The 19,282-nt window shown below is 71.5% G+C and carries 19 protein-coding genes and 3 pseudogenes; 11 read left to right on the top strand and 11 right to left on the bottom strand.

Annotated features, from left to right (window positions below):
• Positions 1-67: 67 nt before the first annotated feature.
• The 4 genes from ABZ321_RS45700 to ABZ321_RS45685 all read right to left on the bottom strand — a co-directional run bounded on the left by ABZ321_RS45700 (position 68) and on the right by ABZ321_RS45685 (position 4,210).
• Positions 68-856 (bottom strand): MBL fold metallo-hydrolase, encoded by a 789-nt coding sequence (locus ABZ321_RS45700; RefSeq protein WP_354902370.1) that lies wholly within the window; start codon positions 854-856, stop codon positions 68-70.
• 633 nt (positions 857-1,489) lie between these two features.
• Positions 1,490-2,095, bottom strand: a complete 606-nt coding sequence (locus ABZ321_RS45695) for a superoxide dismutase (RefSeq protein ID WP_344505955.1) — start codon at positions 2,093-2,095, stop codon at positions 1,490-1,492.
• Between the two features lie 332 nt (positions 2,096-2,427).
• Entirely contained in the window at positions 2,428-3,645 is a 1,218-nt protein-coding gene (locus tag ABZ321_RS45690) for a Dyp-type peroxidase (RefSeq protein WP_354902367.1), read from the bottom strand.
• A 1-nt stretch (position 3,646) separates the two neighbouring features.
• Positions 3,647-4,210: a copper chaperone PCu(A)C gene (locus ABZ321_RS45685; protein ID WP_354902365.1), complete on the bottom strand. Its 564-nt coding sequence runs from the start codon at positions 4,208-4,210 to the stop codon at positions 3,647-3,649.
• 131 nt (positions 4,211-4,341) lie between these two features.
• On the opposite strand from ABZ321_RS45685, the gene ABZ321_RS45680 reads away from it, so the two are divergent.
• Entirely contained in the window at positions 4,342-4,920 is a 579-nt protein-coding gene (locus ABZ321_RS45680; RefSeq protein ID WP_344505958.1) for a copper resistance CopC family protein, read from the top strand.
• A gap of 149 nt (positions 4,921-5,069) precedes the next feature.
• Positions 5,070-5,465 (top strand): cupredoxin domain-containing protein, encoded by a 396-nt coding sequence (locus ABZ321_RS45675; RefSeq protein ID WP_344505959.1) that lies wholly within the window; start codon positions 5,070-5,072, stop codon positions 5,463-5,465.
• On the opposite strand, the pseudogene ABZ321_RS45670 reads toward ABZ321_RS45675, so the two are convergent.
• Positions 5,466-5,597, bottom strand: a pseudogene (locus tag ABZ321_RS45670) (sigma factor-like helix-turn-helix DNA-binding protein); the annotation flags it as partial.
• A 95-nt stretch (positions 5,598-5,692) separates the two neighbouring features.
• On the opposite strand from ABZ321_RS45670, the gene ABZ321_RS45665 reads away from it, so the two are divergent.
• Positions 5,693-6,451 (top strand): zf-HC2 domain-containing protein, encoded by a 759-nt coding sequence (locus tag ABZ321_RS45665; protein ID WP_354902363.1) that lies wholly within the window; start codon positions 5,693-5,695, stop codon positions 6,449-6,451.
• Positions 6,452-6,636: 185 nt separating this feature from the next.
• On the opposite strand, the gene ABZ321_RS45660 is transcribed toward ABZ321_RS45665, so the two are convergent.
• Positions 6,637-6,843 (bottom strand): hypothetical protein, encoded by a 207-nt coding sequence (locus ABZ321_RS45660; RefSeq protein WP_354902393.1) that lies wholly within the window; start codon positions 6,841-6,843, stop codon positions 6,637-6,639.
• A 48-nt stretch (positions 6,844-6,891) separates the two neighbouring features.
• Positions 6,892-7,352, bottom strand: a pseudogene (locus ABZ321_RS45655) (YcnI family protein); the annotation flags it as partial.
• Between the two features lie 136 nt (positions 7,353-7,488).
• Between ABZ321_RS45655 and ABZ321_RS45650 the strand changes: the two are divergent.
• The 5 genes and pseudogenes from ABZ321_RS45650 to ABZ321_RS45630 all read left to right on the top strand — a co-directional run.
• Positions 7,489-9,498, top strand: a complete 2,010-nt coding sequence (locus tag ABZ321_RS45650) for a cytochrome c oxidase assembly protein (RefSeq protein ID WP_354902361.1) — start codon at positions 7,489-7,491, stop codon at positions 9,496-9,498.
• Positions 9,499-9,634: 136 nt separating this feature from the next.
• The gene (locus ABZ321_RS45645) at positions 9,635-11,113 is read left to right on the top strand and encodes a PepSY domain-containing protein (protein ID WP_354902359.1); all 1,479 of its coding nucleotides are present in this window, start codon (positions 9,635-9,637) and stop codon (positions 11,111-11,113) included.
• Positions 11,114-11,218: 105 nt separating this feature from the next.
• On the top strand, positions 11,219-11,344 hold the full coding sequence (locus tag ABZ321_RS45640) for a hypothetical protein (protein WP_354902357.1): 126 nt from the start codon (positions 11,219-11,221) through the stop codon (positions 11,342-11,344).
• A 363-nt stretch (positions 11,345-11,707) separates the two neighbouring features.
• Positions 11,708-12,265 carry an ankyrin repeat domain-containing protein gene (locus tag ABZ321_RS45635; RefSeq protein ID WP_354902354.1) on the top strand — a complete coding sequence of 186 codons (558 nt, stop codon included), beginning with the start codon at positions 11,708-11,710 and terminating at the stop codon, positions 12,263-12,265.
• A gap of 48 nt (positions 12,266-12,313) precedes the next feature.
• Positions 12,314-12,780 (top strand): annotated as a pseudogene (locus ABZ321_RS45630) (transposase); the annotation flags it as partial.
• 3 nt (positions 12,781-12,783) lie between these two features.
• On the opposite strand, the gene ABZ321_RS45625 reads toward ABZ321_RS45630, so the two are convergent.
• Positions 12,784-13,302 (bottom strand): DinB family protein, encoded by a 519-nt coding sequence (locus tag ABZ321_RS45625; protein ID WP_354902352.1) that lies wholly within the window; start codon positions 13,300-13,302, stop codon positions 12,784-12,786.
• A 611-nt stretch (positions 13,303-13,913) separates the two neighbouring features.
• Here ABZ321_RS45625 and ABZ321_RS45620 point away from each other — a divergent pair.
• Positions 13,914-14,165, top strand: a complete 252-nt coding sequence (locus ABZ321_RS45620; RefSeq protein WP_354902349.1) for a hypothetical protein — start codon at positions 13,914-13,916, stop codon at positions 14,163-14,165.
• Positions 14,166-14,328: 163 nt separating this feature from the next.
• Positions 14,329-14,850 (top strand): DUF5994 family protein, encoded by a 522-nt coding sequence (locus ABZ321_RS45615; protein ID WP_354902347.1) that lies wholly within the window; start codon positions 14,329-14,331, stop codon positions 14,848-14,850.
• A gap of 64 nt (positions 14,851-14,914) precedes the next feature.
• On the opposite strand, the gene ABZ321_RS45610 is transcribed toward ABZ321_RS45615, so the two are convergent.
• From ABZ321_RS45610 to ABZ321_RS45600, 3 genes are all read right to left on the bottom strand, one after another.
• Entirely contained in the window at positions 14,915-15,856 is a 942-nt protein-coding gene (locus ABZ321_RS45610; RefSeq protein ID WP_354902345.1) for a nitroreductase, read from the bottom strand.
• A gap of 187 nt (positions 15,857-16,043) precedes the next feature.
• Positions 16,044-16,172 (bottom strand): hypothetical protein, encoded by a 129-nt coding sequence (locus tag ABZ321_RS45605; protein ID WP_354902343.1) that lies wholly within the window; start codon positions 16,170-16,172, stop codon positions 16,044-16,046.
• 12 nt (positions 16,173-16,184) lie between these two features.
• On the bottom strand, positions 16,185-17,258 hold the full coding sequence (locus ABZ321_RS45600) for a glycosyltransferase (protein ID WP_354902341.1): 1,074 nt from the start codon (positions 17,256-17,258) through the stop codon (positions 16,185-16,187).
• Positions 17,259-18,036: 778 nt separating this feature from the next.
• Between ABZ321_RS45600 and ABZ321_RS45595 the strand changes: the two genes are divergently transcribed.
• Positions 18,037-19,146 carry a glycosyltransferase gene (locus ABZ321_RS45595; protein WP_354902338.1) on the top strand — a complete coding sequence of 370 codons (1,110 nt, stop codon included), beginning with the start codon at positions 18,037-18,039 and terminating at the stop codon, positions 19,144-19,146.
• Positions 19,147-19,282 lie beyond the last annotated feature (136 nt).

Genomic DNA, 19,282 nt, shown 5'->3' with positions numbered 1-19,282 from the left:
TGTCACGCGGACCCCCGGCCGGACCTCCTCCCAGCGACCGGTTTTGATCGCCGGTGCCATCAGGGAGTTACCCTGAGCCCTCCGTCATGGACATCCCCGAGCCGGGGACCTCAGCCGTCCTGTGCAGGTACGCCCCGGCGAGCTGCTGCAGGCGCGTCCTGTCGAAGCTGCGCCCGTGGCCGGGGTGGACGACGGACACGTCGAGGTCGGCGAGGAGCTCCATGCTCCGCCGGTAGGCGGCGACGTCGGAGTTCGGCAGGTCGTCGATCAGGCCACCGTCGTAGATGACGTCGCCGGAGTACAGGGTGCCGGTGCGCTCCTCCAGCAGGGCGATGCTGCCCGGTGTGTGGCCGGGCAGGTGCAGCACGGTCAGGACCCGCCCGCCCAGGTCGATCCGGTCGCCGTCGTCGATCGTACGGCTCAGGGTGACGGGCCGGACGCGGTAGCCGGCCGGGTCGTAGCCGGGACCGGGCAGGACGTCGAGCATCAGCTCCGGGACGGGTTCCCCCGCCGCGTCGATCCCCAGCTTGTCGTAGAGCTCCGCGCCGTACAGGCTCGCCGGTACACCCGCCGCCAGCAGCTCCGCCTCGGCGGGGTGCGCGGCCCGGTCGGCGAACTCGGCCGCGCCACCGACATGGTCCAGGTGCGCATGGGTGAGCAGGACCATCGGGTCGCGATCGAACAGGCCCGCGACCGCGTCCCGGAGGCCGACGACACCGAGCCCGGCGTCGATCACGATGTCGCGGTCGGTGCCGCGCAGCCACCAGAAGTTCGCCGACAGCAGCTCGTTGACGTGCGGCTCCGAGATCCGGATGACGCCGCCACCCACGTCGGTCCGCGTGTACCAGTCGACCATGCCCGCCAGTGTGCCAGCGGGCGCCCGCACCAGCCGGGAGGACGACCGTGACGCCGCACGCCGGGACGTCCGCGACAGTATCAAGATCGTCATGGGGTGTCTCGATGCGTCTCGTCTCGATGCATACCAGCTGTAGTTACAAACCACCGGCAGTGGCCTTGTTGCAACTGATTGGCAAATACAGGAGACTGGCAGAAGGAGGGTCCTGGCTGGGTACGGTCCTTGGAGTGGTCACCGTTGCCTGGCGGGTTCTTCGTCGACGCCATGGCTGCGCAGGGTGCAGTCAGGCGCGGCGGCGCCCAGCGCGATGGTCCTCAACCTGAACTGGGCGCCGCCACCTCCCTCAGATCATGCCGACGGGCACCCCACCGGATGCGATGGGGTGCCCGTGTGCTGCGTCACGCTCGGTCCGGCAGGCTCGTCAGCGCCCGTTCGAGCAGCAGGTTGAGCTCGCGGACGAGGTCCTCCACGCTCTTCCCGGTCTGGGTCCGCACCAGGTCGGGCGCGAGTTCGGCGAGGAGGTAGAACGCGCCGAGCAGCGCCTCGGCGCCGGCGAGGTCACCGCGGTGCTTCGCGGCGATGACCCGGCGACGCGTTGGACGATCTCGGCGCTCGTGCCGCGAGCGGATTCGGTCACGCCGCCGCGGTGGCCGCGGCGAAGCGGGCCTGCACGTCGGCCCAGTTGACCAGGTTCCAGAGCTGGTCGACGTAGTCGGGACGGACGTTCTTGTACTGCAGGTAGTAGGCGTGTTCCCAGGCGTCGAAGACGAGCAGCGGCGTGGTGCCCTGCCCGACGTTGCCGTGGTGGTCGTACACCTGCTCCACGAGCAGGCGCCTGCCGAGCGGCTCCCACGCCAGCACGCCCCAGCCCGAGCCCTGCACACCCTTCGTGGCGGTGGAGAGCTGACCGGCGAAGCCTTCGAACGTGCCGAAGTGCTCCTCGATCGCGGCGGCAAGCTCGCCGTCGGGGCGGTCGCCACCGTTGGGTGACAGGTTGTTCCAGAAGATCGAGTGCAGGACGTGCCCGGACAGGTTGAAGGCCAGGGTCTTCTCCAGCCCGACCAGGGCACCGAAGTCACCCTTCTCGCGCAGCTCGGCGAGCTGGTCGAGGGCGTCGTTGGAACCCTTCACGTATGCGGCGTGGTGCTTGCTGTGGTGCAGCTCCAGGATCTGCCCGGACATCGCCGGCTCCAGGGCGCCGTAGTCGTAGGGCATATCCGGCAGCGTGTAGACAGCCATTCGCGATCCTCTCAGGATGACGCCAACAGATTGCTTCTGCCAGTATCTTGCAATAAGGAGCCGAGCGGGATCGGGCTGAGGGTGACCAAAGTTGCAAAAGATCGGATTTCGGTGGCCCTCGAAGGGCTCCGCAGGTGCTGTTTGACCGCGGTGGTGGTGACGCCGAGACGGGCGGCGAGCTCCGTCGAGGATGCGGGCGTCTCCGGCTGTACGAGCAACCCCGCGCGAACGGCGCCGACGAGGTTGACGAGCGCCCCGGGCGCCGGCAGGGCCTGCGGCTCCCACAGCGTCGCCAGCCTGCGGGTGGCGTACTGGATATGACGCTGATCCTTCTACTTGAGCAGGCCCTCGCCGATCCAGCCGCCGGGTTCGCAGCCGGGCGGGACGGCGAAGACGGCGGACCCGATCGGGGTGATCCATTCGTTCATCAGGTCGGCCTCCGCGAGCTTGCGCTGGATGGGGATGAACTGTTCGCCGATGTCGCGCTGGAACGAGGCGAACACGAGGCCGCTGTCGGCGGTGCCGTCGGCGCCGGGCGGCTCGTCGTAGTTGTACGGACGCCGGAAGATCCGCAACCGGTCCTCTCCCACCTGCGCGCGGGCCACGTGCGAGAACTCGGAGATGACCGAGAAGCCGAGCTCGTTCTTCGCGTTGAAGTCGGGCTTGTCCGACTCCCGCTGCCCGGTGATCGGCGCGCCGTCGGACAGGCGCCGCCCGACCGCGAACTCCTTGCCGACCGCGTCGGCGGCGTCCCACTGCTCCAGCTCGGCCCGGATCCGGCGGATCACCACGGTCGTCCCGCCGTGCAGCCAGGCGGGTCCGGTGTCGGTCCACACCGCGCCGCCGAACACCGGACTGCCCGGCGCCGGGTTGCCGGTGCCGTCGATCTGGCCGAGGACGTTGCGCTGGGTCACCCCGTCGTCCTGCATGCCGCGGCCGCGCCGGAATCCGCGCTGCACCCACCGTACGGTCGCGAACGACCGGCTGTCCTTGACCAGCATCCGCTGGGCGTGGGCGACGGTGAGCGGGTCGTCGGCGCAGAGCTGCAGCAGCACGTCCCCGCCGCTCCACCGCTCCTGCAGCCGGTCGATGCCGAACGCGGGCAGCTGCTGCAGCGACGCCGGCCGCCGGCCGCCGAGCCCGGCGGCGTCGAACAGCCGCGGCCCGAACCCGAACGTCACGGTGAGCCGGGCCGGCACGTGCGCCAGCTCCGGCTGCCCGTCGGCGAGGGGCGCGAGGCCCTGGGTCAGCCGGGCCGCATCGTCGGTCAGCACCAGCATCATCCGGCGCAGCGCCGCACGGTCCACACCGGCGGCGAGGTCGAGCGCGACGAACGCGGCATGTGCCTGTGCCGGCGTCTCCACTCCCGCCTGATGTGCACCGTAGAACGGCACCATCTGCCCGCCGAAGTTCGCGGCTGACACCTCAGGAACGCGTTGCTCAGGACGCGATGCCGAAGCCGCGGCGACGCCGATCGCCCCGCCCACGGACAGCGCACCGCCGGTCAGCAGGGCACGCCTGCTGACCGGCCCGCGTGCACGACGGGTCATGTCAGCCCATCGTCATCGCGCTGGCGCTCGGGCTGCCACCCATGCCAGGCATGTAGGACTCGTTGCCCGCGGCGAAGTCCTTGCCGAGGGCCGTGAACTGCACCGTCCCGCCGTCCTTCAGCGTCAGCGTGAACGTGACCTGGTCACCGGCCTTCACCTCGGTCTTGACGTCCATCAGCATGAAGTGGTCGCCGCCGGGCTTGAACTCGTGGCTGCCGTTGGCCGGGATGACGAAACCGCCGTCCTTCGGCCGCATCGCCATCTTCCCGTCGACCGTGGTCGTCTCGTGCAGCTCCATCATCGGCGACACCGACGACGTCACCGACACCACGACGATCTCCTTGCCGGTCCTGTTCATGACTGTGCCGTACGCCGCGGACATCCCCGACTTCGCGCTCTTCACCCACGGGTCCTTGACCACCAGCGCCGCCTGCGCGCTCGCGCTCATGGCGGCCGGCGCGGCCTGCCCGGACGGTGTGCTGCTCGAGGACTCCTCGGACCCGCAAGCGGTGAGGGCGAGCACCAGCACAGCGCCGGCCAGCGCACCAAGGTTGCGCAACGACATCGGACATCCTTCACGTTCGGCGGAGAGCACTGTCATGGGAGTAGTCGGGGCGCACGCCGGGAAAGTTCCCGTGAGATTCGTGTCGCTGCCCGCAGTGCCGACCGGAGTGCCGGAGGGTCCAGGATGGACGCATGCGAACGTTCCGCGCGGTCCTGGCCGCCGCCGCCGTGGCCCTGCTCGTCCTGCTGGCCCCGCCGACGCCGGCGTGGGCACACGCCAAGCTCGTCAAGAGCGACCCGGCCGACGGCGCCACCGTGTCCGCCCCACTGACCGCAGTCACGTTCACCTTCAACGAGCCGGTGAAGCAGCAGTTCAGCACCGTGGTCGTCACCGGGCCCGACGGCATCTCCTACAGCGACGGCACCCCGAAGTCCGTCGACAAGACCCTCACCCAGTCCGTCAAGCCGCTGCCCGCCGGCGCGATCAAGGTCGCGTGGCGGACCGTCTCCGTCGACGGCCACCCGATCGAGGGCCAGCTCACCTTCACCAACGCCGCACCGGCACCGACCACCACCGCCCCGTCCAGCCCGCCACCGGCGACGAGCGCCGCCCCGGCGACGGCCTCGGCGGCGACACCGACCGTCGGGACCGGCCCGGCCTCGAGCGACAGCGGGGCCAGCGGACTGCTCTGGGTCGTGCTCGGTGTCGTCGCCGTCGCGCTGGTACTGGGCGGCGGCGCCGTCTGGTGGCGCAGGAGCCGGACGGGCTGACGAACGAGGCACTGCCGCTGCCGACGCGGCACCGGTACGCTGGACGCGTCCACAACCCCGGAGCGGCAGCCGGAGCGGACAAGCGGCCAACCGGTGTATGGCGCACCGGGGACCGCAGCCCTTTACCGTGCTCGCGTTAGGACTCTGCCGTGCCCGTCACCTCCGCACCCGCCCGTTCCCGGGACACCGTCACCCGGCTCGCCGCCGTCGCCGTCCTCATCGTCGCCGGCGTCGTCGTGGCGCTGCTGTACCGCGGCAGCACCGGCGACGCAGCCGCCGTGCAGGACCGGCAGATCACCGTGACGATCACGGCCGGGCGGGCCGACCCGCCCGTGCAACGCGTCGAAGTCGGCAAGGGCAGCACCATCAAGCTCACTGTCACCTCCGACGTGCCCGACGAACTGCACGTCCACGGCTATGACCGCAAGGCCACGCTCACCGCCGGGCAGCCCGCAACACTGGAATTCCCCGCCGACACCGCCGGCATGTTCGAGATCGAGACCCACGGCGCGCATCTGCTGCTGGTGCAGCTCGTGGTGCGCTGATCAGCTGGCCTGCGCGGCGCGGTGCGCGGCCACCAGCTCCGCGCTCGCCCTGGCGACCCGTGGCCGGATCGTGCCGATCGGTACACCCTCAACCTCGGCGGCCTCCGCGTAGGACAGGCCGAGCACCGGTGAGCGAGTCATCCGGGCCTGCGGCGTTCATGGCGCACCACCGTGCCTTCCGCTGTTCCTGGTGGAACCTTTTCCGGGTTGGGGACGACTACCGGTGTGTGGGATGTGACCTGTACCAGGAAGCGCTGTCCGCCCGGCTCGACGGCGAGGCCGAGCCGGTCCCGGCCGCCGAGACCGACGCACACCTGCGCCGCTGCCGCACCTGCCGGACGTGGCAGCGCGACGCCCTCATGCTGACCCGCGCCGTGCGCATCCAGCCGGTCGGCGTGCCCGCGAGACTGGACATCGCGGCGCTGCTGCGCAAGGTCCGGCCCGACATGCCGAGGCTGCGCAACGGTCTGCGGGTGGCGCTCGGCACGCTCGGCGCGGCGCAGTTCCTGCTCGGCATGGCGCAGGTCGCCCGCAACGCCGCGGCCGAGCACGTCCACGCGGCTGCGGCGGCGGGCGCCACGGCGGGGCACCTGTGGCACGAGTCGGCCGCCTGGAACGTCGCCGTCGGTGCCGGGTTCGCGTTCGCCGCCTGGAGCCGTAGCCGGCCCACGGGTGCAGTGCCGATCCTGTCCGCGTTCGTCGCGCTCCTTGCGCTGCTCAGCGCCAACGACGTGTTCGCCGGTCAGGTGCAGCAGATCCGGCTGGCCAGTCACGGGTTCGTGCTCGCCGGGTACCTCCTCGTGCTGGCGCTGTGCCACCCCCGTCTGGACCCCGGCACTCCACCGAGCCGCGGGCTGCGGCCACGCTGGCGCCTGACCGAGCGGCAGCCGCTGCCGGAACCCACCGCCACGCGGCCGCCGCTGCGACTCATCCAGGGCCAGGCGCGGATCAGCACGGGCGCCGCGGACCTGGACCGGGCCGCTTGAGCGGGCCGTCACGTGCGCAGGGTTGTCGTCATCACCGGCGCCGCGGTGCCGCGGGTCCGCAACCGGAAGGTCACCGTCCACACGCAGGGACTCACATACGGCACACCAGGTAGTCGCCGCCGCGTGTCCTGAAGTTCCCGCCGGGTCCGCCGCCGTGATGACGGCGGACCCTGCTCGCTGGACGGTCAGCCGGTGCGGCCGGCGCGGCGGTAGGCCAGGACGCCGAGGAACAGCCCCGCGAGGCCGGCGATGAGCGCGAAGACGCCGAGGGTGATCGCGGTGCCGTCGGTGTCGCCGTCGTTGGCGGTGGCGGCCGCGTCCTGCGCCGCGACGTTCGCCGCGGTGCCGGCGGCCGGGCTCGCGGCGGCACCGGCCTTGGTCAGCTTCAGCACCGGGGCGGGGTGCTCGGCCTCGGCACCGGCGGCGGGCTCGTCGATCCACCGGACGATCTCACCGTTGGAGTACGTCTGCAGGGCCTTGAACACGATCTGGTCGGCAGCGGGCCGAGGGAGACGTCGAACTCCTGGAACGTGTGCGGCTTGATCTCCGCGCCCGCCGACGCCGTCCAGGTGATCTTCGAGATCGCCTCGGTGATCTCGCCGTCGTCGGTCTTGATCGGGGTGGCGAGCTTGCTGTTCTCGGTGACCGCGGTCCAGCCCTGCAGCGGCTTGAGCGACACCGACGCGATCGGCGTGTCGGTCGGGATCGCGATCTCCAGCTTGGTGGTGCTGGCGTCGTCCTTCTCGTTCGGGACCCGGAAGGTGACCTTGGTGTAGCCGCCCTGGGTGGCGGTGTTCGGGTTGACGGTGACGTGCGCGGATGCCACGCCGGGGAACGTGAAGGCCGCCACGGCCACCGCGGCCAGGGCGGCACCGGCACGAGCAAGGCGAACGAGACGCATGACTGCTGGGTCCTCTCGAAAACGACGAGCGGAATGGCGGCCCCTCGAGTTCCACAGATCACAGCCTCGTGACGGGAACCAACCCGGGTCTGGGAGCGACTACCTGGGCGATGCTCACGGTAGTGCACGGAAAACTATGACTTATCTGGACCTGACCCGAAAGGCCCGGAAGCCGCTCATCTTCGCCGCCGGCACGATGACACTGGTGGCAGTGCTGGTGTCGGCGTTGCGGTGGGGCGGCGCGATCACGGGACGCACGGTCGTCGGCCTGCCGGACGCCGGGGCGCTCACCACCTGGGGGCTGCCGCTGGTTCGCGCGGCCGTCAACGTCGGGTGCGTGGCGACCGTCGGCTGGTGCGTGACCGCGGCGTTCCTGCTGCCCGGCCTGGACAACCCGGGCGGCGGCCGGCACGGCGCCGGTCAGCTGCTCGGCCCGGCCGGATACCGGATGCTGCGCCGCGCCTCGTGGTGGGCGACCGGCTGGTCCCTGACCGCCCTGGCGATGCTGCCGCTGACCCTGTCGGACCTGCTCGGTCAGCCCGTGTCCCAGGTGTCGTTCGCCGGGCTCCGCAGCCTTGCGTGGTCGGTGGCGCAGGGCCGGTCCGCCCTCGCGCAGGCCGTCTTCGCCGCGGTCATCGCCGTCGCGTGCCGGATCGTGCTCACCCGCACCGGCGCCGGCATGATCGCCGCGCTCGCCTGCGTCGCCGCCCTGCCGCCCGCGCTGACCGGCCATTCGGCCGGCGCAGGCAACCACCAGCTGGCGGTGACGAGCCTCGCCGTGCACATCCTCGCCGCCGCGCTGTGGGTCGGCGGCCTCGGCGCCCTGCTCACGCTCCGCTCCGACCGGGTCCTCGACGTCGCCGTCCGCGGCTACAGCCGCCTCGCCCTGGGCTGCTGGGTGGCCGTCGCGGTCAGCGGGCTCGCGAACGCGGCGGTCCGCCTCGGTGCCGTCGACGAGCTGTGGCGCTCCCGGTACGGGCTGCTCCTGCTCGGCAAGATCGTCGCGCTGATCGTGGTCGGGGTGTTCGGTGCCGTGCAGCGGCGACGCGCGTTCGGATCGTTCCGGCGGCTCGCGACCGGCGAACTCCTCGTCTTCGCCGCGACGTTCGGCCTCGCGGTGGCGCTGTCCCGCACGCCGACCCCGGTGCCGACCGACCCGGTGGACACGGACCCGGTCACCGACCTGCTCGGATTCACCGCCCCACCGCCGATCAGCGCCGCTCGGGTCATCTGGCCGCCGCTGCTGGACGGGTTCTTCATCGCCGTCGTGGCGCTGGCAGCCGCCGGCTATCTGATCGGCGTGTGGCGGCTGCACCGCGCCGGGCACCGCTGGCCGGTGGCGCGGACCGCGAGCTGGCTCGGCGGGGTGCTGCTCCTGGGCCTGTTCACCGTCGGTGGATTCGCCCGCTACGCGTACGTGCTGTTCAGCGCGCACATGGCCCAGCACATGGTCCTGGCGATGGTGGTGCCGATCCTGCTCGTCGGCGGCGCCCCGGCCACCCTGGCCCTGCGGACGTTGCGCAAGCCCGCCGACCCGGCGGTCCGCGGCGCGCGGGACTGGCTGCTGCTCTGCCTGCACAGCCGCGTCCTGCGGGTCCTGTCACATCCCGTCGTCGCGCTCGGCCTGTACGTGGTGAGCCTGTACGGCCTGTACTTCAGCGACCTGCTCAGCACCCTCATGCGGTACCACCTCGGTCATCTGGCGATGCTCACCCACTTCGTGCTGACCGGGTTCCTGTTCTTCTGGGTCCTCATCGGCGTCGACCCGGGCAGGCGTGCGGTGCCCCCGCCGGTCCTGGTCCTGGTCCACTTCGCCGGCATGGCGTTCCACGCGTTCCTCGGCGTCGCGCTGATGCAGTCCCGCACGGTCATCGCCGCCGACTGGTACACCGCCGTCCACCCCGCCTGGGCCGGCAGCCTCCTCGCCGACCAACGCGTCGGCGCCGGGCTCGCCTGGGGGTTCGGCGAACTCCCGGCGGTGGCGATCCTGATCCTGCTGGTCGTGCGGTGGATCCGCGCCGACGAGCGCGAGCAGCGTCGCCTGGACCGGGCCGCCGACCGGGCCGAAGCCGCGGGTGAGGACGACGAGCTCGCCCGGTACAACGCCTTCCTGCGCCGCGCCGCGGAGGCCGCCGAGCGTCGCTGAGAACTCTTCGAAACTCACCGGGAACTTGCTGGGCACTTCGGACGACTACATGCTCGTGGACGCGTCAGCCAAGGACGTCTGCGGGTGCCACCTGTCCGTTCCGTCTCGAACCGTCGCCCCGCCCGGAGGTTCCCTGATGTCCGTCGCCACCGATGTCTCGCCCCCGACCGAGGAACCCGCGGCAGCACCCATCGCCCGCACCGGCGGCCAGCCGGCCCGGACGTGGTCGGTGGTGCCGCTGCTGACCCGGCTGCACTTCTACGCCGGCATCCTCGTCGCGCCGCTCCTGGTGATCGCCGCGCTGACCGGCCTGCTGTTCGTCTTCACCCCGCAGCTCGACAGCATCGTGTACGACAAGGAACTGCACGCCGCCCGTGTGGGACCGGGTCTGCCGAAGCCGCTGTCGGAGCAGGTCGCCGCCGCGATCGCCGCGCACCCGACCGGCACGTTCTCCACCGTGATCCCGGCCTCCGCCCCGGACGCGACGACGAAGGTCGTGTTCATGGTCCCGGAGCTCGGTGAGAAGCAGGAAACCGTCTACGTCGACCCGTACACCGGCGAGATCCGCGGCCAGCTGGTCACCTGGTGGGGGTCCACCCCGCTGACGACGTGGCTCGACGACTTCCACCGGCACCTGCACCTCGACGACATCGGTGTGCTCTACTCCGAGACCGCCGCCAGCTGGCTGTGGGTCGTCGCGCTCGGCGGCCTCATCCTGTGGTGCAACCGGCAGTGGCGCATCCGCGGCGAGAGGCGCCGCAGCCGCGTCGAGGCCACCCTGCTCTACGACACCGCCGCCGCCAAGGGCGTGCGCCGCACCCGCGGCATGCACGGCGCCACCGGCGTCTGGCTCGTCGTCGGCCTGCTGTTCCTGTCCGCGACCGGGCTCACCTGGTCCGACTACGCCGGCGCCAACTTCAAGCTCGCCCTGGACTCCCTCGACGCCAACCGGCCCGAGCTGGTCACCACCGGCGCGACCGCCGCCACCGGCGGGGGCCACCACAGCGGCGGTGGCACGGCGGCCGCCGGCGACCCCGCACAGGTCGACACCGTCCTGCACATCGCCCGCACCAACGGCATCACCGGCCCGATCGAGATCGGCGCCCCCGCCGAAGACGGCGCCGCCTGGACCGTCGTGCAGAACGACAACGTCTGGCCCGTCCACTTCGACAAGATCGCCGTCGATCCCGTCGCCGGCACGGTGCTGCACCGCACCGACTACGCCGACTGGCCGTTCCTCGCCAAGCTCTCCGCCCTCGGCATCCAGGCCCACATGGGCTACCTCTTCGGCCTGGCCAACCAGCTGCTGCTCGCCGCGCTCGCCATCGGCCTGCTCTGCGTCATCTTCTGGGGCTACCGGATGTGGTGGCAGCGCCGCCCCACCCGCGGCGAACGCCGGGCCCCCGTCGGCGCGCCGCCCGCTCGTGGTGCCTGGCGGAAGCTGCGAGTGCCGCTGCTCATCGTCGGTATCCTCGTGACCGCCGCGATCGGCTGGGCGCTGCCCGCGTTCGGCGTCACCCTCGTCGCGTTCCTGCTCTTCGACGCCGTCGCCGGACTGATCCGGCGCCGCCGCGACACCCCGGCACCGACCTCACCGGCTCCGGCCGGCGCCTGACACGACACCTCCAAGGCGCGCCCGCGTCGTGACTTCCGTGGACTGACGGGAATTGCAGCGGGCGCGCTGACGACCGAAGCGGACGGCTCCGACGAGCACGTCGAGGTGGTCACGCTGGAAGTGCCCCTCCCCCGGGACTGGCACCTGGCCGAGCCCGTCGCAGGCCGGGCGTTCGTCGTGCGCTCGGAGGCAGCCGCCGAGCTGGTACAGGCGGTCGCTCAGCTGGTCTGAGCCACTTCCATCCGGACCTGCCGTTGCCTGCTCGACGCTCATCTTCGCCGATGAACTTGACGGCGGCAGGCAGCGATCGAGGCCGACATGAGCGGGCAACGCACTGCAAGGACCCGCCGCGCTGGTGGTCGCCGCCAGCCGGAGCAGACCGTCGGCGTGCCGCTGTTTGAGCTGCTGTTCGACCGGTTGCACGCCGACCGCTACGAATCTGGCATTCACGGTCTTCTTGATGGGTCGTCGCACTTGAGCGACAGCGGACGCCTGCACACTTGGCCGAGCTGGACGCCCGCATCGCCGACTCCAGTCACGCCGTCGACCTCCCGCGGTGGATCTGGCGAGTGTCGATCAAGTTAGTGTGCGGAGATGACCGAGCTGCGAGAGGGCCCGCTGCACATCGCTGCCCGAGCGGGCGATGCGCAGAAGGTAGGTCGGTTGATCGCCGAGGGCGCCGCGGTAGACCCAGGCGACTCCCGTTCCTACACGCCGTTGCATGTCGCCGCCGGTGTGGGGGCGTCCGAGGTCGTCGCGATGCTGCTGGACGCCGGCGCGGACGCCGGGGCGCTGACGGTGTTCCAGGACACGCCGCTGCACCGGGTGGCGCATGGTCTTGTCGGCGCCGCCGCCGACGCTCGCGTGGAGATCATCGACAGGCTCCTCGACGGCGGCTGTCCGCTCGACGCTATCGACACCGCTGGACGCACCGCGCTGTGGTTCGCGGCGGCCACCGGCACCACGCCGTGGACGCCCGAGCAGCAGAGCATGCGCTTCCGCGTCCTGCAGCACCTGCTGGAGCGAGGCGCCGATCCCAGCATCGCGGCGGCCGGCAAGCAGGGCCGGCCGACCGACGCCGCTCGGGGGCAGCACCAGATGAAGAAGTACCGGATCGAGTGGGCCGACGGCGCCGCACTGCTGGAGCGATGAGGTTCAGGCAGCAGGACCCTCGCTGTCACAGTGAGGACAGACGCTGACGGCATCCGCTACTTCCACGGCTGCTACAGCCTCGGCGATGACCAGCTCTGGGGTGTGATGTGCCGCCGCAAGGCGGCGATCACACCCTGACCGCGCTCAAGTCGATCCGTAAGGAGCGACCGAACGGTGCGCCGATCTACGTCATCCTGGACAACCTGTCGGCGAACAAGACCCCGGCCATCCGCACCTGGGCGGCCCGCAACAGGGTCGAGCTGTATCTCACCCCGACCAGCGCGTCCTGGGCGAACCCGATCGAGGCCCAGTTCGGGCCGCTACGCAGCTTCGCCATGGCCAACTCGAACTACCCCAACCACACCGTCCTGGCCCGTGACCGATGGCAATGCCTACGCTGGCGCAACGCCAACGCCCGCCACCCGGACGTCCTGGCAGCCCAACGCCGCGAACGCGCCCGTATCCGCGGCGAACGCCAACAACGCTGGGGACGCCCACGAACGATCGCCGCGTGAGCCCTACACCCCGGTCCGGCCGTCGATACGCTGCCGTAGCAGGTCGGCGTGGCCGTTGTGCCGGGCATACTCCTCGATCATGTGAATGTAGACCCAGCGCAGCGACACCTCACCGAAACGAACCACGAAGGTCCGATCAAGCGGTACGCCCCTGACGACCTGCCGGGCCGCTTCCCACTCCGCTCGCAACTGCGCGAAATCCCGCTCCGCATGGATCGGGTCGGCCTCCTCGAAACAGGCGTCCCGGTTACCGTCCTCGGGGAAGTACAGCGGTGTCAGCTGCTGCCCGCCGACCCTGCATCGAAACCAGGACCGTTCCACCTCGGCCATGTGCCGCAGCAGACCGAGCAGAGACAGGTTCGCCGGTGGCACGGCCTGCTGGGCCAGTTGCGCGCCACTCAGGCCTGCGCACTTGAACCACAGAGTCGTGCGGTGACAGTCCAGCCAACCCTCCAACATGGTGCGCTCGTCGGCGACATAGGGCTCATCGATACGTACGGCCTCGGGCACGGTCCACGTCACGGTCGTATCTTGCCGTCCGAGGAACGGCGGCGCGATCCAGAGATGGCCGGACCGGATCCCGGAGCCGGTCCCAACCGGCCTGGTTCCACGTAGAGATCAAACTCTGGCCACCCGGTGAACGTTCTTGGTCAACGCACCAGCGCCGGCCGGTCCGCCCCCGGCAGTGTCCGTGCCCGCCCGGCTGGAGCGGCGTAGGATGGCGGATAGCGCTCGAGACCCCGGTGGCAGGCCCGCGATGGCTGCGCGCTCCCGGGTGGGTGGCGTGTAAGTAGCCGCCGTCCTCCTCGCCCTGGTGCTGCTCCTACTGCTGGTCTTCCTCCAGCAGAACAGCCGGCGTGCCGAGGTGTCGTTCTCCGGTGCGCACGGACAGCTGCCGATGGGGTGGCGCTGCTGCTGGCGGCGGTCTTCGGTGTCCTGCTCGTCGCGCTGCCGGGCACGGCGCGCATCGTGCAGCTGTGGAGGCTCAGCGGGCGCTGGGCATCGGATCACGCCGCTCGCCGGGCACGACGAACCTGCCAACCGGGAATAGCCGTCACATCGGGCCCGGATGCCGACGCCGCGTCCGCGAAGGACGATCGGCGGCGCCGCGGCCCGCCGAAGGGATGTGCGCAATGACGATCGAGCCTCCGACATGCCTGCTGTACCTGCTCACCGCTGGCCGCGACAAGGAGCTCCTGCTACGGGTGCACGGCACCGAGATCACCATCGAGCAGCTCACCGCCTGGATGACGCAGGAGACCGTGCATCCGCTGACCGTCTCGCGGTTCGGGGACGAGCTCGTTTCCACACTGCTGGTGAACTTCAAGCACGTGATCGGCGCACGGATCGCCCCCTACAGCGAGACGCGCACCGGATCGTTCTGACGGACAACGCCGTGTACAGCTCGCCGGCGGCCCGGTGCCGGCCGCGACGGGACGCGACCGGACCTGGAACGGGCGTAGGCTGGACGTTCGGGCCTGGTCCGCGCGCCCTGCCATCAGCGCATCGACCTCGAAATATTCGTGTGTTTCGACAGAGGGACTGGCCATGCTCAACAACGATCGAGGCGGCACGTTCACCGCGTTCGGCTCCTCAACCCAGCCCCGGCTGGCCCTCGTCCCCGGACGCTCGCCCCGCGCGGTGCTCAACGGGGGTTGGTGGCCGCACTCCTGGAATCCGGCGGCCGAGCTGCCCGGGCTGGTCGCCGAGGTCGTGGAGCGCTACGGACCGATCCGCCGGTTGATGCTCAGCAGCCGCACCTGGGATCCCTGCTTCGATCGGTTCCTGGTGGCGACCGGGACCGTGCAGATCCGGTGGTTCAGCAGTGCCGACCCGGGACTGCTGTCCATCATCACGGAGGCCGGCGACCAGATCAACCTCCTGATCGTCCCGCCCGACGCCCCCGCCGCCGCCGCGCGGCTCGCCCTGGACAAGGCCGCCGATCCGGCCAACTCGCTGCACGCCGCGGCGATCCTGGCGACGGCGCTGCCCCCGCGACAGCCAACCGACCGTGACGGAGTCGGTGGGGCAGACGACACGCCGCCCGCAGGTCCGTCCCGGTCATCCTGAGCGGCGGTCCGTACTGAGGCCGGTGATGCACGGGCCGCGATCGGGGCACGTCAGCGCCGGTCGATCACCTGGGCGAGCGGGGCACGGCGCGGGCCGGCGGCGCCGGCGCGCGGCCGAGGCGGAGCAGCAGGTACGGGTAGCCGACGCAGCCGATCATGATCTGGACCGCCTGGCGGGTGGCGGTCCCCTCGACCGCCGCGCTCAGGGGCAGGACCGAGACGCCTTCGGCGGTTGCGGTCAGCCAGCCTGCGGACAGCGCTTCGCCCGCGCGCAACCAGTCCTCGGGCTCGTCGGTGTGGCCGTACAGCAGCGCGAACGTGGCGCCGCGGTCGTCGGCGAGCCGCGCCGGCCCGGCGCCGGTCGAACGGTCCCCGGATCCGGACACGGCGGGCCGGGCGCCGGAGGCGACCCTGGCGAGGTCGACGACCTCATCCGGGTACAGCACGTGCAGTGACGTCTCCTCGGCCCGGACCGCGGCGGTGACGGCCTTGAGCTGCGCGGCTGTGATCGGCGCGCCGGTGACCGGCGACCGGTCGGTGCGCCGCAGGGGGATGCTGCCGATGAGCGGTGCATCCGCCGGATCGGCCGGCGAGCGCTCCTCGAGCCGCAGCGACGCGAGTTGATCAGGGTCGGCGGGGTCCGTCTTACGGTTCATCGTGAGCCGCCAGCCCTCCGCCTCGAGCGCGATCCGGGCGTGGTGGAGGGCCGCACCGCAGCTGAGGATCGCCAGGCGGCCGTCGGCGTCGACGTCGTCGTCGATGCGGCCACGGTCGAGGTACAGGGTCAGGGTGTTGCCGGTGAGCTGCCAGCGCCACGGCTGCGTGTCGAGGATCGAGGGCGCGAATTCTGCCGTGCCGGCCGCGGCCAGCAGCGAGTGGACCACGGCCTGGGCCCCGATCGGGTGGATCGTCGCGTTGGCCGGCACCGCATCGACCGGCTGCGCATCAGCCGGACCCGTCGCGTCGGGCCGGCGAGTGGACCTGGGCTTGAGCTGCACGACCTGCATCTGGGCGGACCTCCGGACCTGCGCCGCACAGCGGCGGGTGAAGGCGAGAAGGAGTAGTCGCCCGGGCCACGCGCGGCCGCATCAGAACGGGCCGCAGCCCAACCCTACGCCGGTCCGGCCCCGCACCGTCATGACCGCGATCACCTTTGTTGCCCGGCCGGCCCGTGCGGCCGGCCGGGCAACAGCGTCACCGGCCGGCTGGCGGGATCAGCGAGTTGGTATCGGAGGTGCGCTTGGCCTTCTTCGCGGCCCGTTTCTCCTTCAGCGTCCTGCCTTCCTTCTTGCGGTCTTCCTTGTGCGCGGATCTGCTCGCCATCGTGACCTTCTCTCATTCGTCGAAGGTGGGGCACGAGCCCAGCCGGCGGCTGGGCCCCGATCGGTGGCCGGCGAGCGCGGGAGCAGCGGCGGGGTCCAACCGCTGCGCGTGCTGCAACACCGACAGCAGCGCGAGCGTCGACTCGGCGCCCTGGTTCTCGTTACGACCGGAGGCGGTCAGCCCGTCGCATCCGCCGCCGGTCGACAGGTCGTGCAGCGGCAGGCCACGATCGTTGGCGCCGAGGAACCAGTCGATCGCCGACGCCAGGCCCCGCTCCCAGCGGGGGTCGGTGCTGACGGTCATCGCGCGGGCGCACGCGTCGGCCATCGCGGCTGCCTCGATCGGCTGCTGGTCGAAGGCCGGGGCCACGTCGAGCGGGCCCGCACCACCGACCGGCGTGCACGACAGGTGCCCGTCGTACGTCTCCCGCTCCAGCAGCCAGCCGAGCATGCGCAGCCCGTCGGAGGACGCGTCGCCACCGGCCGCGATCAGGGTCTCCGCCAGGGCGGCGTTGGCGTAGGTGAGGCGACGCTCCGGCCATGGCCAGGCCGGGTCTTGCGGCACGGGTCCGATCGTGACCACCGCGTCGTGCAGCAGCCACCGTGAGGCGCGGTGGTCCGGCCAGGCGTCGAGGATCTCTACGGCGCCGAGCGCCGCGAACGCCATCGCCCGCGGCCAGCGGGTGCGCCGGTGCGCGCCGGTCTCGAAGCACCGCAGCGCGGTCGCGCGCATCGACGGCAGCGGGCTGCGGGCGGCCGCCGTGCCGAGGCCCCACATCGCCCGGCCCCACCAGTCGCCGACCGCCGGCTCGTCCTGCCACCGCCGGTCTGGTCCCAGCCGGTTGCGGAACGCACCGTCGGGGGCCTGGGCCGCGACGAGGAACGCCAGATACCGCTGGGCGAGGCGGAGCAGGTCCGGCGGCGCGGCCGGCTCGCGGCAGATGACCAGCAGGCCGCGGGCGACGTCGTCGACACAGTACCCGTGCGACGTCCTCGGCGTGGTGTGCTCGGCGTGTTCGAACAGGCCCACGTCGTCACTGAGCCGGCGCAGGTGCGCGAACGACGGCCCCGGGCGGCGGATGCTCACGGCAGCACCGGCGCGGTGCCCGGACACCCGTCCGGCCCGCTCATCGCGGACGACCGGAACCGGCGACGAAATCAGACATGACCCACCTTCCAATGGCGGGTGCGGCGCCGGCGGCGAGCGCAGAAGGCGAACACGGCGCTGGTCATGCGGTGCGAGCACCATGCGACGGCGATGCTGCTGCCGTCGCCCGGGCGTCGATCGGGATGAGCAGATCAACGTTTCCCACCGTACACGCCGCCGCGGTGAACGCTATCCGGCGCGACCGCCGCTCGTCGCCGCGCGATGGAGCTCCGGGCGGCGCTACCTCGCCACCTATGAGCCCCACGTGCGAAGAAGGTCAGCGGCACGTCGCGGCGTCCCGCCGCAATGTCGGCGCCACCGGGGGCCTGGATGCATTGAAGAACCCAACGCAGTCAGCCGATCCGGTAGAGGGCGTAGCCTCGCGGAGGCGCCCGAGACCCCGGTCGCCGGTCCAGACGCGAGTCGGCGGACGCCCGACGGCCCACACCCGGCGTCGTGTCCATTGTGGACAGTGTCACCCGATCGTGCTGGCGGAAGCCTGCCGCGTGCTACGGTCGACACGTCTTGACCCGTCTCGATCGAAGCTCCGGGTCGTCGGCGACCGCTCGTCGCCACCATGGTGCTCGCACCGAATTGACCAGCGCCGGGTTAGCCTTCTGCGCTCGCCGGTCGGCGCCGCACCCGCCATTGGAAGGTGGGTCATGTCTGATCGCTCTGCCGGTGCCGGTCGTCGGCCATGACGATCTCCTACGGATTCTTGAGCACGTACCCGCCGACCCAATGCGGCCTGGCGACGTTCACGGCCTCGCTGCTGCGCGCGCTCACGACGCCCGGCTCCGGGGACCGCGCGGGCGTGGTGCGCGTGGTGGAGTCGCCCACCTACGCGGACCGCCCCGAGGTGGTCGCGCGCCTGCTGCTGCACTCGCCTGCCGGCGAACAGCCGGCCGTCGCTGCGCTCGAGCGCCACGACGTCGTGATCGTGCAGCACGAGTACGGCATCTACGGCGGCGCCGACGGCGAGGACCTGCTGCCCGTGCTCCGCCAGCTCCGGGTGCCCGTGATCGTGGTCCTGCACACCGTGCTGAGCCAGCCCACCGAGCACCAGAAGGCGGTGCTCGAACAGGTCGTCGCGCTCGCCGGCGTCGCGGTCGCCATGACCGAGGCGGCCCGGACGCGGCTCATCGCACAGTACGCCGTGGAACCGGACAAGGTCGTCGTCATCCCGCACGGCGCACCGGAGACCCGGCCGCTGCGGCGGCTCAAGTCGTCGGACAGGCCTGTGATCCTGACCTGGGGCCTGCTCGGCCCCGGCAAGGGGATCGAGTGGGCGATCGCCGGACTGCGGCTGGTGCGCCACCTCGTGCCCCGGCCGCAGTACGTGATCGCCGGCCAGACGCACCCCAAGGTGCTCGCCGAGCAGGGCGAGGCCTACCGCCTCAAGCTGTACTCCAAGGTCCGCGCGCTCGGCCTGGCAGGGCTGGTCTCGTTCGAGCGTGCCTACCTCGAACAGGACCGCCTCGACCGGCTGATCGAGCGCGCGGACGTCGTGCTGCTGCCGTACGACTCGCCCGACCAGGCGACCTCGGGAGTGCTCGTCGAGGCGCTGGCGGCGCACAAGCCCGTCATCGCCACCTCCTTCCCCCATGCCGTCGAGACGCTCGGCGGCGGCGCGGGCCTGCTCGTGCCGCACCGCGACGGTCCGGCCATCGGCGCGGCCCTCAAGCGGGTGCTCACCGAGCCCGGCCTCGTCACCGGCATGCACGAGGAGGCCGAGCGCATCTCCCAGCGCAGCGGCTGGTCCATCGTCGCCGAGCGCTACCGCACCCTGGCGACGTCACTGCTCAGCCGCGCACCGGTACCCCTGTAGCCACCGGCCGGGCGTCAGGCCTTGTCGGCGACGAGCAACTCCGTGGTGAGGAAGAGCGCCGCGACGGTACCGGTTGTTCTCCGCAGGCTACGCCGCCGGCCGGCAGACTCGGGTGATGGTCCTGCCTCGAGCCGCC

Source organism: Dactylosporangium sp. NPDC006015 (genome assembly GCF_040614215.1).
GTDB classification, from domain to species: Bacteria; Actinomycetota; Actinomycetes; order Mycobacteriales; family Micromonosporaceae; genus Dactylosporangium; species Dactylosporangium maewongense.
This window is presented reverse-complemented; position numbering and strand designations above follow the sequence as displayed.